We start from the raw sequence: 14,245 nt of genomic DNA, 5'->3' as shown, positions 1-14,245 counted from the left end.
TTCATGCAAAGTCATTATTCACACATAGTATTAGGTTTGGGTGCCACAGGGCTCTCGGTAGTGCGCTATTTGTGTGGAAAAGGCATTACGCCGTTGGTGATGGATAGCCGTCGCCGGCCTCCCGGTGCCGAAACACTGGCAAGTTCATTCCCTGAGGTGCAATTAATTGCTGGCGGATTTGATTGCCGTTATCTAGTGCAGGCGACGCAAATCATTATCAGCCCTGGGATTGCGATTGATACTCCCGAAGTGCGCGCGGCACTGGATATGGGGATTGAAGTCATTGGTGATATTGAGTTATTTGCCCGTGAGATTGCCGATCGTAAACCGTGTGTGATTGGGATTACGGGCTCAAATGGCAAAACGACAGTGACCACCTTAGTGGGTGAAATGCTGCGTGAAGCAGGCATTGCTGTTGCTGTGGGCGGCAATATTGGTACTCCGGCGCTGGATTTGCTGCAAGAGAATGCGGATATTTTTGTGCTTGAGTTATCGAGTTTCCAGCTGGAAACCACCCATAGCTTGAATTGTGTGGCATCAACCTGTTTAAACGTGACGGAAGATCATATGGACAGGTACAGCGATATGGATGCCTATCGGAAGGCCAAACTACGTTTGTATCATCAAAGCCGTTCCATCATTTTTAACCGTGATGATGCGCTGACTATCCCAACTGAACCCATGAACCAAAACAGCTTTGGTTTAGCGCCGCCTGAAGGCGACGAGTGGGGCATTTGCGACAGCAAAATTTATCACGGCCACAGTGAAATCATGCCAATCACCGAAGTGTCGCTGATTGGTAGCCATAACCATGCCAATTTACTTGCTGCGATGGCGCTGGTTTATGCCGTGGGTGTGGATAAGCAAGTGATGGCCAAAGTCGCTCGCACCTTTACTGGCCTTTCTCACCGTTGCGAAGTGGTTGGCGTCAAAGGTGGTGTGACCTATGTGAATGACTCTAAAGCTACCAATGTCGGCGCGACTGTTGCGGCCCTTGATGGTTTAAGCGATCACCTCGGCGACATTATTTTGATTGCTGGCGGCGATGGTAAAGGTGCGGATTTCAGTCCACTGGCCGAGCCGTTAACAAAAGTGACTCACCTCATTACCTTAGGTAGAGATGGCAATAAGATTGCCGCGCTGAAAGAAGGCGCTATTAAGGTTGATTCAATGGCTGCCGCTGTTGCTAAGGCCGCTCAATTAGCGACTTCGGGTGATATTGTGTTGTTGTCGCCCGCCTGTGCAAGTCTGGATATGTACAGCAACTTTATGGCCCGTGGTGATGATTTTAGAAGCCAAGTGGAGCAACTCGATGGCGAGTGATGCAAGACAGCTCAGCCTGTTTGGGCGAGTGCTGAATGCACTGCCTAACTGGCAACGAGATACCGAAGTCCCGGGCGCGCAATTGTACGATCGGGCTTTGCTCACTGCTGTTTTGTCTTTGATTGGCTTTGGTTTTGTAATGGTGATGTCGGCCTCTATGCCCGAGGCACAAACACTGACGGGTAACCCATTCCATTTTATGACTCGCCATGTGGGTTATCTGTTGGGATGTTTAGTGATTGCCGCATTTGTGCTGAGGGTTGAAATGCAAACTTGGCAGCGGATGAGCCCTATCATGCTGCTGGTTGTATTTTTGATGTTACTGGCAGTACTGGTTGTGGGAACTACCGTAAACGGCGCGACCCGTTGGTTATCAATCGGCCCAATCCGTATTCAAGTGGCCGAGGTCGCTAAGTTTGCGTTTTCTGTGTACATGGCGGGCTATCTGGTGCGCCGTCATCAGGAAGTGCGTGAAAATGCTAAGGGCTTCTATAAGCCGATTGCGGTATTTGCGATTTACGCGATTTTGATTTTGATGCAGCCCGACTTAGGCACTGTGGTGGTGTTGTTCGTCGGCACTGTTGGACTGTTGTTTCTCGCGGGTGCTCGGTTGCTGGACTTTTTCGCGCTGATCTTTGCTGGCATTTTAGCTTTCGTCGCGCTGGTACTGCTCGAGCCTTATCGTATGCGCCGGGTGACATCGTTTTTAGACCCTTGGCAAGATCCGTTTGGTAGTGGCTACCAGTTAACTCAATCGCTGATGGCCTACGGCCGGGGTGATTGGTTCGGCCAAGGCCTTGGCAACAGTATTCAAAAGTTGGAGTACCTCCCCGAGGCGCATACCGACTTTATCTTTGCCGTGATTGGTGAAGAGTTAGGGTTTATCGGCATTATCGCGGTGTTATCCGTGTTGCTGTTTGTGGCATTAAGGGCCATTCGCCTCGGCAATTTATGTCTGGTGATGGACAAAGCCTTCGAGGGTTATCTGGCCTATGCCATTGGGATTTGGATCTGTTTTCAGACCGTCGTTAATGTGGGCGCAAGCATTGGTATGTTACCTACTAAAGGGCTAACACTGCCCTTTGTGAGTTACGGCGGTAGTAGTTTATGGGTCATGACGGCGGCGGCAATGACATTGCTACGCATCGATTATGAGCGGCGCATGAGTTTAGTTCAGGCCGTGCAAGGGAGATTGAAGTAATGACCGACGCGGGTAAACGTATTTTAGTCATGGCAGGCGGCACGGGTGGACATGTGTTTCCGGCGCTCGCGGTGGCAAAATATTTAGCGCAGCAAGGTTGGCAAGTGCGTTGGTTAGGCACAGCCGACCGCATGGAGGTGCGTTTAGTGCCTCAGTATGGCTTCGACATCGATTTTATCGACATTCAGGGCGTGCGTGGCAATGGCTTAGTGCGTAAATTGGCGGCGCCTTTTAAAGTGGTGCGCTCGATTCTGCAAGCCAAGGCAGTGATTGCCGAATTTAAACCCGATGTGGTGCTAGGGATGGGCGGTTTTGCCAGTGGCCCTGGTGGTGTGGCCGCGAAATTAGCGGGCGTGCCCTTAGTGTTGCATGAGCAAAATGCCATTCCGGGAATGACCAATAAATTACTCTCGCGGATCGCTAGCCAAGTATTATGCGCCTTTAAAAATACCTTCACTCAGGTTAAGGCAAAGGTGGTGGGTAACCCAATCCGCCGTGAACTGATTGCCCTAGGCGCCGAGCCTAAGCAAGCCGCGGATGATGCCTTAAAAGTGCTCGTGGTAGGCGGCAGCTTAGGTGCCAAAGTGTTTAATGATTTAATGCCTGAAGTGGTGGCGGCGCTGAGTAAACAGCAGTCGATTACCGTTTGGCATCAAGTGGGTAAGGATAATCTGGCTGGGGTTAAGTCCGCTTATCAACAGCAAGGGCAAGAGGGCGGCGTTAACGTTGCTGAATTTATTGATGATATGGAAGCCGCCTATCGCTGGGCAGATGTGGTATTGTGCCGCGCCGGCGCGCTGACGGTATCTGAGTTAGCTGCGGTGGGATTACCAAGTATTCTGGTGCCTTATCCCCATGCCGTGGATGATCACCAAACCCGTAACGCTCAAGTATTGGTTGAGGCTGGCGCAGCTTTCCTATTGCCGCAGGCCATCTTGGACGTGAATAAGCTGGTGAGTAAATTACAGTTACTCGCCAATGACAGAGCAGAATTAGCCCAAATGGGCCAAAGAGCGAGAGATGTTGCCGTATTGGATGCAACCGAACAGGTGGCCCAAGTGTGTATCGCTCTCGCCGAGAAAGGATAGGTATGACTAAGACAGAAAGATACTTACAGCTAAGAAGTATGATCCCAGAAATGCGCCGGATTAAGCGTATTCATTTCGTCGGCATTGGCGGCGCGGGCATGGGCGGGATCGCTGAAGTATTAGTAAACGAAGGGTATGTTGTCAGTGGTTCTGACATCGCGCAAAACGCCGTGACTGACAGACTATGCCTGCTGGGCGCGAAAATCCATATCGGCCATGGCGCCGATAACGTGCAGCAAGCCGATGTGGTGGTGGTCTCGACCGCGATTAATCCTGAGAATCCAGAGATTATTGCGGCGAAGGAATTGCGTATTCCTATCGTGCGCCGCGCTGAGATGTTGGCTGAGTTGATGCGTTATCGCCATGGTGTAGCGATTGCAGGAACTCACGGTAAAACCACGACCACCAGTTTGATTGCCAGTTTGTATGGTCAAGCGGGGCGCGATCCAACTTTTGTTATCGGTGGTTTACTTAACAGCGCTGGCACCAATGCCCGCTTAGGTACTAGCCGTTACCTGATCGCCGAAGCAGACGAAAGTGATGCGAGCTTCCTGCATCTGCAACCTATGGTCAGCGTAGTGACGAATATCGAAGCCGATCATATGGATACCTACGGTGGTGATTTTGAAAAGCTCAAATCGACCTTCGTGGATTTTTTACATAACCTGCCTTTCTATGGCGTGGCTGTCGTTTGTATCGATGATCCAGTCGTACGTGAGATTATGCCGCGTATAGGTCGTCATATGATCACCTATGGCTTCAGTGACGATGCCGACGTGCAGGCGCTGAATTTCCATCAGCAGGGTCACCAATGCCGCTTTACCGTCAGACGTAAAGGCAAAGAAGATTTAGACCTGCTGCTTAATCTGCCGGGTCAGCACAATGTATTAAATGCACTGGCGGCGATTGCTGTGGCGACAGAAGATGAAATTGATGATAGCGCCATCATTCAAGCCTTGGCTGAATTCCAGGGTATTGGTCGTCGTTTCCAACACTTAGGCAAGTTCGCGACGCCAAAGGGCGAAGTGATGTTAGTGGATGATTATGGTCACCACCCCAGCGAAGTGGCGGCGACCATTAAAGCGGCGCGTGCAGGCTGGCCTGACAAACGTTTAGTGATGGCTTATCAGCCACACAGATACACTCGTACCCGCGATCTGTACGAAGACTTTATTGAAGTGTTGTCTCAGGTAGATTGCTTGCTATTGCTCGATGTGTATAGTGCCGGTGAAGCACCGATCCCTGGCGCAGACGGTCGGGCTTTATGCCGTTCGATTCGTTTGCGTGGGCAGTTAGACCCCATCTTTATTGCTAGCCCAGATCAGTTAGCCGAAGTGCTACCCGATGTGTTGCAGGAAGGGGATTTATTGTTGACCCAAGGTGCAGGTAATATAGGTGCCTTGTCGCGTCAGTTAGCCGCCACTGAATTAGGCTTTAGCACGGCTGTGACAACCGAGGTAAAACCTTGATGAATTGCGTGACAACTTGGATTTAAAGGAAATGTTGATCCGAGGTTTTAGCGCTATATAATGGCCGGTTTTCTGTGGTTTTTAGTAGTGTCGTTGAAGGGTGGAAACAAACGTGTCTTGGAGTGATAAGAGGCGACACTGGCGGGCGAGGATGTCACGGGTTAATTGGTACTTGTGGAGTGGGATTGGTTTTTTATGGTTAGTCATTGGTAGTTTTGTTTTTGGCGGCTACCTGCTACATAAGTTTTTAAATGATGCCAGCACTTTGCCCATTGAAGCGGTCGCCATTAAAGGTGAGCGGACTTACACCACAGATAGGGATATACAAATTGCACTACAGGATTTAATGCAGCGGAGTTTTTTTAGTGCTGACATCACCTTAGTGCAACAGGCATTAGAAGCTTTACCTTGGGTGTATCGTGCGTCAGTGAGACGTGAATGGCCTGCGAAACTCAGGGTGTATTTACAGGAGCAACAACCGGTCGCCCATTGGAATGGTACCGCTTGGCTCAATGTGCATGGTGAAGTGTTTGAAGCGCCATCGCACCCTGAGTTAGAGCATCTGCCTTATTTATCTGGGCCAGATGATATGGGGACCGAAGTGTTAACCGCCTACGCGCAGGTTAACTCGCTACTGAAGATTAATGGCTTTACCTTAGCCAATTTGAGTTTAACACCACGTCATGCGTGGCACGCGACACTAGGTAACGGTATTGTTTTAGACCTAGGTCGAGAAGATAAAATGGCAAGGATACAAAGGTTTATCACTGTTTACCCATTATTGGCGAAACAAGATAAACCGATTGCCAGAGTGGATTTGCGCTACGACACAGGGTTGGCCGTAGGCTGGGGCGATGCACAAACAAGAGAGCCGATAATTAATGACCAAAAACCAAGATAGAAATCTGATCGTCGGATTGGACATAGGAACCTCTAAAGTCGCAGTGATCATAGGCGAAGTTCTGCCCGATGGCGAAATCAGCATAGTCGGCCTTGGTAACCACCCTTCAAGGGGCATGGATAAAGGTGGCGTTAACGATTTAGACTCCATCGTGCGCAGTGTGCAACGCGCGCTCGATCAAGCGGAATTAATGGCAGACTGCCAAGTATCATCGGTTTACCTAAGCATTTCCGGTAAACATATCGCCTGCCAAAACGAAAATGGCATGGTGTCGATTAACGATGAAGAAGTGACACAGGAAGACGTCGACAACGTGATCCACACTGCGCGCTCGGTGAAGATCCCGACCGAACGTCGTATTCTGCATGTGTTACCGCAGGAATACGCGATTGACGTACAAGACGGCATTCGCAGCCCTATCGGCATGTCAGGCATGCGGATGGAAGCCAAGGTACACATAGTGACCTGCGCCAATGATATGGCGAAGAACATCACTAAGAGTGTTGAGCGCTGTGGTTTGAAGGTCGATGACTTAGTGTTCTCCGGCATTGCGTCGGCGGATGCGGTATTAACCTTTGATGAAAAAGACTTAGGTGTGTGTATCGTCGATATCGGCGGTGGCACGACGGACATCGCCGTGTATACCAATGGTGCGCTACGTCATTGCGCGGTTGTGCCCGTTGCGGGTAACCAAGTGACCAACGATATCGCGAAGATTTTCCGCACGCCATCGTCACATGCTGAACAAATTAAAGTGCAGTTCGCCTGTGCGCGTAGCTCCATGGTGAGCCGTGAAGACAGTATCGAAGTGCCTTCGGTGGGTGGTCGCCCATCGCGTAGCATGTCGCGCCATACTTTGGCCGAAGTGGTTGAGCCGAGATATCAAGAGCTATTTGAGTTAGTGCTCAAGGAGCTGAAAGACAGTGGTTTAGAAGACCAAATCGCCGCAGGTATCGTGCTAACAGGTGGTACGGCGTCGATTCAAGGCGTGGTGGACATTGCGGAGGCAACCTTTGGTATGCCTGTTCGCGTCGCCTCACCATTGCCAGTTAAAGGGTTATACGAATACGTGGATCAGTCTATTTACTCCACTGGGGTTGGATTGCTTCACTACGGTGCAAGACGGGTGCTTGAGCGTCAATTCGAGCGTCCTGAGCGTCAAGGGGTTACCAGTGCTTGGAATCGGGTCCAAAGCTGGTTTAAGGGTGAATTTTAATAACGCAGGCAACACGGAGATCAGACAATGTTTGAGATCATGGACACTCACTCAGACGACGCGGTGATTAAAGTCATCGGCGTTGGCGGCGGCGGCGGTAACGCTGTCGAACATATGGTCAAACACAACATTGAAGGTGTTGAGTTTGTCGTTACCAATACAGACGCACAGGCGCTACGTAAATCTGGCGCTGGCTCAACGATTCAATTAGGTCGCGATGTCACTAAAGGTCTTGGCGCTGGCGCCAACCCAGAAGTGGGTCGTGCCGCAGCGGAAGAAGACCGCGAAAACATTCGTGCAGCGATCAAAGGCTCAGACATGATCTTTATCGCCGCCGGTATGGGCGGTGGTACTGGTACAGGTGCTGCGCCAGTTGTTGCTCAAATCGCTCGTGAAGAAGGCATCTTAACGGTTGCGGTCGTGACTAAGCCTTTCCCTTTCGAAGGCAAAAAGCGCATGGCTTATGCCGAGCAAGGTATCGCTGAGCTTGCTAAGCACGTGGATTCGTTAATCACTATCCCTAACGAAAAATTATTAAAAGTATTGGGCCGTGGTACGTCATTACTCGATGCGTTTGCCGCAGCGAATAACGTGTTACTTGGTGCAGTACAAGGTATTGCTGAGCTGATTACTCGCCCAGGTCTGATTAACGTCGACTTTGCAGACGTGAAAACCGTTATGTCCGAAATGGGCAATGCCATGATGGGTACGGGTGTTGCGCGTGGTGAAGACCGTGCAGAAGAAGCTGCTGAAGCGGCTGTCGCCAGCCCGCTCTTAGAAGACATTGACTTAGCCGGTGCCCGTGGTGTGTTAGTTAACATTACCGCAGGTATGGACATGAGCATCGAAGAATTTGAAACTGTTGGTAACCATGTTAAAGCTTATGCTTCTGACAATGCTACCGTGGTTGTGGGTGCGGTTATCGACCCAGAAATGAGCGACGAACTGCGCGTAACCGTAGTTGCAACCGGTATTGGTGCTGAAAAGCGTCCTGATATTCAATTGGTTTCTAAGCCTGCACCACGTCCAGAACCTGTGGTTGTGGAACCAAAAGTTGAAGCTTATGTCGAAGAAGCAACTCATGTGAGCTATGCGGCGCCAAAGGGTAACGTATTACCTGCATCGCCAGCACCTGCTCCTGCGCCAGCACCTTCAACAAAGCATGAATTGGATTACTTAGATATCCCAGCGTTTTTGCGTAAGCAAGCTGATTAAAACAGGTATTTGAGTCCAGCGTATCGGGTGATGTATTGCTCTATCGGCAATACCACCCAATGACGACATTTGTATGACATAGCTAACTTATGTTACTATGTCGAACCTATGTGGTCGTTTTGCTGCCGCTGTGTGCGCAAATATTAGGCTTAATTATTGAAATCTAAACGGGTAACTGAATGATATTTCAAAGAACTGTTCAAAAAATGGTGAAAGCTACCGGAGTCGGTTTGCACTCTGGGAATAAAGTCACCTTGAGCATTATGCCCGCACCAGTCAATACAGGGATCGTACTTGTGCGTACCGATATGAGTCCTGCCGTTGCTATTCCTGCAAAGGCGGAACAAGTTCGCGAAACCACGATGTGCACGGCACTTGTCAATGACGAAGGTATTCGTATTTCGACTATTGAGCATTTATTTGCAGCCTTAGCGGGTTTAGGCATTGATAACGCCGTAATCGAAGTGGACGCCCCTGAAATCCCAATTATGGATGGCAGTGCGAGCCCATTTGTCTACTTACTTCAGTCTGCGGGTATTAAAGAGCAGTCTGCACCTAAGAAGTACTTAAAGATTAAACGCCCTGTGCGTGTTGAAGACGGTGATAAGTGGGCCGAGCTCAAGCCTTTTAAAGGTTTTAGAGTCAACTTTAAAATTGACTTTGCTCACCCCGAAATTGCTCGCAGCCAACAGCATGTGGTGATGGACTTCTCTACTTCAGCTTTTGTTAAAGACATTAGCCGCGCTCGTACTTTTGGTTTTATGCGTGATATTGAGTATCTGCGTGCGAATAACCTAGCATTAGGTGGCAGCATGGAAAACGCAGTTGTACTTGATGAATATCGCGTCCTCAACCCCGACGGCCTGCGTTATGAGGATGAGTTCGTTAAGCACAAAATTTTAGATGCGTTTGGTGATCTCTATGTGGCAGGACACGCCATTCTTGGTGAGTTTACTGCCTATAAAACGGGTCATGCTCTGAATAACCAGTTAGTACGTGCCTTATTGGCGCAGCAAGATGCGTGGGAGTTAGTGAGCTTTGAGAAAGAAGCCGATGTCCCCGTTAACTTTGCTGTACCTGGTGGTGCGGTCTTCGCTTAATTGCGTCTGATGTTTACTTATTACGGCTGGCCAATGTGGCCAGCCGTTTTAGTTTTTCGCCTAGTGTCCCGCTCACATTTTCTGCAAGTGCGGCAATATGTTCTGCAGCGGCTGGACTCAGTGCCTTATGCGCCTGTTTCGGCTTTGCGTCATACAATGCTAATCTCGGGTTGACTTTAACTTCAATTGCGGTAAGGATTGGGAGCGTTTCTGCTTGAAGCTGCGTTAGTAGTTTCGGCTTTTGGAAATTAATTCGTGCAGCCCATGCTGCCGAAGTGGTTTCAACCACAAGAACACCCTGGCGGAAATTGGCGACTTTCAGCTGCTCCGCAACAGGACCTGCGACAATCTGCTTCACGTGCTGATCCAGATATAAAAGTAGTTCCGCTTTCTCAGCTATATCGGGCAATGTGCCTGACTGGTGTAGTAATTGGCTGAGATCCTGAGGGGGCTTTTTCATATGATAATAAGATGGCTGAATTAGGCTATGAGTGTAACAGTATTTATTCAAGGTCGGAATGGCGTTACGCGCTGGCAACCCAGTAAACGCTGGTTGATCCTTCCCATGCTATTGTTAGCTACTGGTGCCGGTATTTATCAACACAACTCTGCTAAGTTTGAAAATCAGCAAGCCAGTGTTGATAACGATCGAATCCAACGCGAACAACAAAAGAAGCAAGTCTTAGAGCTTAAAAGTGCCACAGAGTCACAGCTAGCCATGCTGGCGACCCATGTCGCGCGCATGCAAGCTAAAATCACCCGTCTCGAGGCCTTAGGTCAACAAGTCGCAAAACAAAACAAATTGGATGAAGACTTTGATTTCTCATCTGAAGTTGGGGTTGGTGGTTTAAGCGAATTAGGCTCAAATATCGAAATTAGTCAGCTTATCGAAGATATGGATAAACTGGCGTCACGAATTGACAACAATAATGTTCAACTATCACTACTTGAAACAGTGTCATCTAACCACCATATAGATGCTGAACGTTATGTATCAGGGCTCCCACTCGATAAAGGTTGGTTATCGTCGCCCTACGGATTACGTAATGACCCTTTTAACGGTCGTCGAACCATGCACAAAGGGATCGATTTTACCGGTCGGGAAGGGGCTAAAGTTGTCGCGACTGCAGCAGGCGTGGTGACTTGGGCTGGGAATATGTTTGGTTATGGCGAATTGGTCGAAATCGACCATGGTAACGGTTTACGTACACGCTATGGCCATAATAAAGCTTTGTCAGTAGCTGTAGGTGATGTGGTCGCTAAAGGCGAAACCATCGCCAGTATGGGAAGCACTGGGCGCTCAACAGGGGCTCATGTGCATTATGAAGTGTTGCGTGGCGGACAGCAGATAGATCCACAAAAGTTTGTCTACCGCAAAGCAAGTTAATTGAAACATTGGCTTCTAGTTTCCATCATGGACTTGGCCTACAGAAAATAAGTGATTCAGATGTTTGGTAAATTACTGACAAAAGTATTTGGTAGTCGCAACGACCGTACCCTTAAAGGGTTACAAAAAGTAGTTAATAAGATTAATGCGCTTGAAGCCGATTATGAAAAATTAACCGATGAGCAGCTTAAAGCGAAAACCGCAGAGTTTCGTGAGCGTTTAGCTGCGGGCGCTTCATTAGATAGCATTATGGCGGAAGCGTTTGCCACCGTGCGTGAAGCATCTAAGCGTGTGTTCGAAATGCGTCACTTCGACGTGCAGTTACTCGGTGGTATGGTGCTTGATAGTAACCGTATCGCTGAAATGCGTACGGGTGAAGGTAAAACTTTAACCGCAACACTGCCTGCTTACTTAAATGCCTTAACGGGCAAAGGTGTTCACGTTATTACCGTCAACGATTACTTAGCACGCCGTGATGCTGAGAATAACCGTCCACTGTTCGAATTTTTAGGTTTAACTGTTGGGATTAACGTTGCAGGCCTTAGCCAACAGGCGAAGAAAGATGCCTATAACGCCGATATTACCTACGGTACCAACAATGAATTTGGTTTCGATTATCTGCGCGACAACATGGCGTTTTCACCGCAAGAGCGTGTTCAACGTCCATTACACTATGCACTGATCGACGAAGTCGACTCAATCCTTATCGACGAAGCCCGCACGCCATTGATTATCTCTGGTGCAGCGGAAGACAGCTCTGAGCTATACATCAAGATCAACACGCTTATCCCCAATCTTATCCGTCAAGATAAAGAAGACTCTGAAGAGTATGTGGGCGAAGGCGACTACACCATTGATGAAAAAGCCAAACAAGTGCACTTTACTGAACGCGGTCAAGAGAAGGTTGAAAACCTGCTGATTGAACGTGGCATGTTAGCCGAAGGCGACTCACTTTACTCAGCAGCCAATATTTCGCTACTGCACCATGTGAACGCTGCACTACGTGCTCATACCTTATTTGAGCGTGATGTGGACTATATAGTTCAAGATGGCGAAGTGATCATCGTTGATGAACACACTGGTCGTACTATGCCAGGTCGTCGTTGGTCAGAAGGTTTACATCAAGCTGTTGAAGCCAAAGAAGGTGTTCGTATTCAAAACGAAAACCAAACTCTTGCATCGATTACCTTCCAAAACTACTTCCGTTTATATGAGAAGTTAGCGGGTATGACAGGTACTGCTGATACCGAGGCGTTTGAGTTTCAACACATCTATGGTTTAGATACCGTTGTGGTGCCAACCAACCGTCCAATGGTCCGTAAGGATATGGCGGATTTAGTTTACTTAACCGCTAATGAAAAGTATCAAGCGATTATTAAAGACATCAAAGACTGCCGCGAGCGTGGCCAACCTGTATTGGTCGGTACCGTTTCTATCGAACAGTCAGAACTGTTAGCGCGCTTAATGGTGAAGGAAAAGATCCCGCACCAAGTGCTTAACGCCAAGTTCCATGAAAAAGAAGCCGAGATTGTTGCCCAAGCTGGCCGTACTGGCGCCGTAACCATTGCCACTAACATGGCGGGTCGTGGTACCGACATCGTGCTTGGTGGCAACTGGAATATGGAAATCGAGGCGCTGGAAAATCCTACCCCAGAGCAAAAAGCCAAGATCAAAGCTGATTGGCAAGTGCGTCATGACGAAGTCGTTGCTGCGGGTGGTTTACACATTCTCGGTACCGAGCGCCACGAATCACGTCGTATCGACAACCAGCTACGTGGTCGTGCGGGCCGTCAAGGTGATGCTGGCTCTTCACGTTTCTACCTGTCGATGGAAGATAGTTTAATGCGTATCTTCGCTTCTGATCGCGTCTCCGGCATGATGAAGAAGCTGGGCATGGAAGAAGGCGAAGCGATCGAACATCCATGGGTGTCTCGTGCAATTGAAAATGCTCAACGTAAAGTAGAAGCACGTAACTTCGATATTCGTAAGCAATTACTTGAATTCGATGACGTGGCAAACGATCAGCGCCAAGTGGTTTACGCCCAGCGTAATGAGTTGATGGATGCGGAAAGTATTGAAGACACGATTAAAAACATCCAAGACGATGTAATTGGTGCGGTAATCGATCAGTACATTCCACCACAATCAGTAGAAGAGTTATGGGATGTTCCTGGGTTAGAGCAGCGCCTAAACCAAGAGTTTATGCTTAAACTGCCAATCCAAGAATGGCTCGATAAAGAAGACGACTTACACGAAGAAAGCCTGCGTGAGCGTATTATCACTTCTTGGTCAGATGCTTATAAAGCCAAAGAAGAAATGGTCGGTGCCTCAGTACTGCGCCAATTCGAAAAAGCAGTGATGCTACAAACCCTCGATGGCTTGTGGAAAGAGCATTTAGCCGCAATGGATCATTTACGCCAAGGCATCCACTTACGTGGTTACGCACAGAAGAATCCAAAGCAAGAGTATAAGCGTGAGTCATTCGAACTGTTCCAACAATTACTGAATACGCTGAAACATGACGTGATTAGCGTGTTGTCTAAAGTTCAAGTGCAAGCCCAATCTGATGTTGAAGAAATGGAAGCTCGTCGTCGTGAAGAAGATGCTAAGATCCAACGCGACTACCAGCACGCAGCAGCCGAAGCCTTAGTTGGTGGGGATGATGGTAGCGACGAGATGATGGCGCACACACCAATGATCCGCGATGGCGATAAAGTTGGCCGTAACGATCCTTGTCCTTGTGGCTCTGGCCGTAAATATAAGCAGTGTCACGGTAAGCTAAGCTAATTCAACACGTGCACCTAATTCTAAAAGGCGACTGTAATAGTCGCCTTTTTCATGCCTACTCAAAGCCAGATACAAATCATTGAATCTGTCTGCATCTATATAAAGCTTATTTGAATCTCCAGCCTTCCAGTTATGGTAAGTCATGCTTTGTTCACAAATAAAGCAGTAAAATTGCCTTTTGTGGATAACGTTGGGGGTAACTAGTGGGTACTTTGTGACTAACTGAAACTATTGAAAAAAGATCGAAAAAATACAAAAAAGCGCTTGCACAAAAAGTTCCGCTGCCTATAATGCGCATCCACTGACACGGCAGACAGCGATACGCAGTTTCAAGTGCCAGTTCATCAAGTGATTCAGTCCTTGATGAGCGAAAAGAAAGTTTAAAAAACTACTTGACGCAAAAACGGGAATGCGTAAAATACGCAGCCCTGACCCGCTGAAATCACTTGTGATAATGCGATGGTCAACGCTCTTTAACAATTTATCAAGCAAATCTGTGTGGACACTCACAGGTGTTGAGTTAATCGAAATTACTCTGCCGTTTGGCGAGTAATCAAT

The 14,245-nt window shown here is 48.5% G+C and carries 12 protein-coding genes; 10 read left to right on the top strand and 2 right to left on the bottom strand.

Annotated elements, in window-relative coordinates; all coding sequences use genetic code 11:
- Positions 1–3: 3 nt before the first annotated feature.
- From murD to lpxC, 8 genes are all read left to right on the top strand, one after another.
- Positions 4–1,323 (top strand): UDP-N-acetylmuramoyl-L-alanine--D-glutamate ligase, encoded by a 1,320-nt coding sequence (gene murD, locus SHEWPOL2_RS12990; RefSeq protein WP_037428861.1) that lies wholly within the window; start codon positions 4–6, stop codon positions 1,321–1,323.
- Positions 1,313–2,524, top strand: coding sequence for a cell division protein FtsW (gene ftsW, locus SHEWPOL2_RS12985; protein ID WP_037422827.1), 1,212 nt, complete (start codon positions 1,313–1,315; stop codon positions 2,522–2,524). Before murD ends, ftsW begins: the two co-directional genes overlap by 11 nt.
- Entirely contained in the window at positions 2,524–3,612 is a 1,089-nt protein-coding gene (gene murG / locus SHEWPOL2_RS12980) for an undecaprenyldiphospho-muramoylpentapeptide beta-N-acetylglucosaminyltransferase (RefSeq protein ID WP_037428858.1), read from the top strand. The genes ftsW and murG overlap by 1 nt, the downstream gene beginning before the upstream one ends.
- A gap of 2 nt (positions 3,613–3,614) precedes the next feature.
- A complete protein-coding gene (gene murC / locus SHEWPOL2_RS12975; RefSeq protein ID WP_037422821.1) occupies positions 3,615–5,081 on the top strand; it encodes a UDP-N-acetylmuramate--L-alanine ligase in 1,467 nt (488 codons plus the stop codon).
- Positions 5,082–5,232: 151 nt separating this feature from the next.
- Positions 5,233–5,982: a cell division protein FtsQ/DivIB gene (locus tag SHEWPOL2_RS12970; RefSeq protein WP_037428855.1), complete on the top strand. Its 750-nt coding sequence runs from the start codon at positions 5,233–5,235 to the stop codon at positions 5,980–5,982.
- A complete protein-coding gene (gene ftsA, locus SHEWPOL2_RS12965) occupies positions 5,963–7,198 on the top strand; it encodes a cell division protein FtsA (protein ID WP_011073897.1) in 1,236 nt (411 codons plus the stop codon). The genes SHEWPOL2_RS12970 and ftsA overlap by 20 nt, the downstream gene beginning before the upstream one ends.
- 27 nt (positions 7,199–7,225) lie before the next feature.
- Positions 7,226–8,413: a cell division protein FtsZ gene (gene ftsZ, locus SHEWPOL2_RS12960; RefSeq protein ID WP_011624294.1), complete on the top strand. Its 1,188-nt coding sequence runs from the start codon at positions 7,226–7,228 to the stop codon at positions 8,411–8,413.
- A gap of 179 nt (positions 8,414–8,592) precedes the next feature.
- Positions 8,593–9,513, top strand: a complete 921-nt coding sequence (gene lpxC / locus SHEWPOL2_RS12955; protein WP_037428852.1) for a UDP-3-O-acyl-N-acetylglucosamine deacetylase — start codon at positions 8,593–8,595, stop codon at positions 9,511–9,513.
- Between the two features lie 13 nt (positions 9,514–9,526).
- Here lpxC and SHEWPOL2_RS12950 read toward each other — a convergent pair whose 3' ends face one another.
- The gene (locus tag SHEWPOL2_RS12950) at positions 9,527–9,973 is read right to left on the bottom strand and encodes a DciA family protein (RefSeq protein ID WP_037428849.1); all 447 of its coding nucleotides are present in this window, start codon (positions 9,971–9,973) and stop codon (positions 9,527–9,529) included.
- Positions 9,974–10,000: 27 nt separating this feature from the next.
- On the opposite strand from SHEWPOL2_RS12950, the gene SHEWPOL2_RS12945 reads away from it, so the two are divergent.
- Together SHEWPOL2_RS12945 and secA are read left to right on the top strand one after the other, a co-directional pair.
- Positions 10,001–10,900: a M23 family metallopeptidase gene (locus SHEWPOL2_RS12945; protein WP_037428847.1), complete on the top strand. Its 900-nt coding sequence runs from the start codon at positions 10,001–10,003 to the stop codon at positions 10,898–10,900.
- Positions 10,901–10,960: 60 nt separating this feature from the next.
- The gene (gene secA, locus SHEWPOL2_RS12940) at positions 10,961–13,687 is read left to right on the top strand and encodes a preprotein translocase subunit SecA (RefSeq protein WP_037422805.1); all 2,727 of its coding nucleotides are present in this window, start codon (positions 10,961–10,963) and stop codon (positions 13,685–13,687) included.
- A gap of 285 nt (positions 13,688–13,972) precedes the next feature.
- Here the strand turns inward: secA and SHEWPOL2_RS23090 are convergent.
- Positions 13,973–14,245, bottom strand: a 273-nt coding sequence (locus tag SHEWPOL2_RS23090) for a hypothetical protein (RefSeq protein ID WP_037428844.1), incomplete at its 5' end; no start/stop codon positions are given.

This window comes from Shewanella sp. POL2, assembly GCF_000282755.1.
Taxonomy (GTDB): domain Bacteria; phylum Pseudomonadota; class Gammaproteobacteria; order Enterobacterales; family Shewanellaceae; genus Shewanella; species Shewanella xiamenensis.
This window is presented reverse-complemented; position numbering and strand designations above follow the sequence as displayed.

Coding starts and splice junctions, on each gene's coding strand:
- murD (WP_037428861.1), top strand. CDS start 4: ATGCAAAGTCATTATTCACACATAGTATTAGGTTTGGGTGCCACAGGG.
- ftsW (WP_037422827.1), top strand. CDS start 1,313: ATGGCGAGTGATGCAAGACAGCTCAGCCTGTTTGGGCGAGTGCTGAAT.
- murG (WP_037428858.1), top strand. CDS start 2,524: ATGACCGACGCGGGTAAACGTATTTTAGTCATGGCAGGCGGCACGGGT.
- murC (WP_037422821.1), top strand. CDS start 3,615: ATGACTAAGACAGAAAGATACTTACAGCTAAGAAGTATGATCCCAGAA.
- SHEWPOL2_RS12970 (WP_037428855.1), top strand. CDS start 5,233: ATGTCACGGGTTAATTGGTACTTGTGGAGTGGGATTGGTTTTTTATGG.
- ftsA (WP_011073897.1), top strand. CDS start 5,963: ATGACCAAAAACCAAGATAGAAATCTGATCGTCGGATTGGACATAGGA.
- ftsZ (WP_011624294.1), top strand. CDS start 7,226: ATGTTTGAGATCATGGACACTCACTCAGACGACGCGGTGATTAAAGTC.
- lpxC (WP_037428852.1), top strand. CDS start 8,593: ATGATATTTCAAAGAACTGTTCAAAAAATGGTGAAAGCTACCGGAGTC.
- SHEWPOL2_RS12950 (WP_037428849.1), bottom strand. CDS start 9,973: ATGAAAAAGCCCCCTCAGGATCTCAGCCAATTACTACACCAGTCAGGC.
- SHEWPOL2_RS12945 (WP_037428847.1), top strand. CDS start 10,001: ATGAGTGTAACAGTATTTATTCAAGGTCGGAATGGCGTTACGCGCTGG.
- secA (WP_037422805.1), top strand. CDS start 10,961: ATGTTTGGTAAATTACTGACAAAAGTATTTGGTAGTCGCAACGACCGT.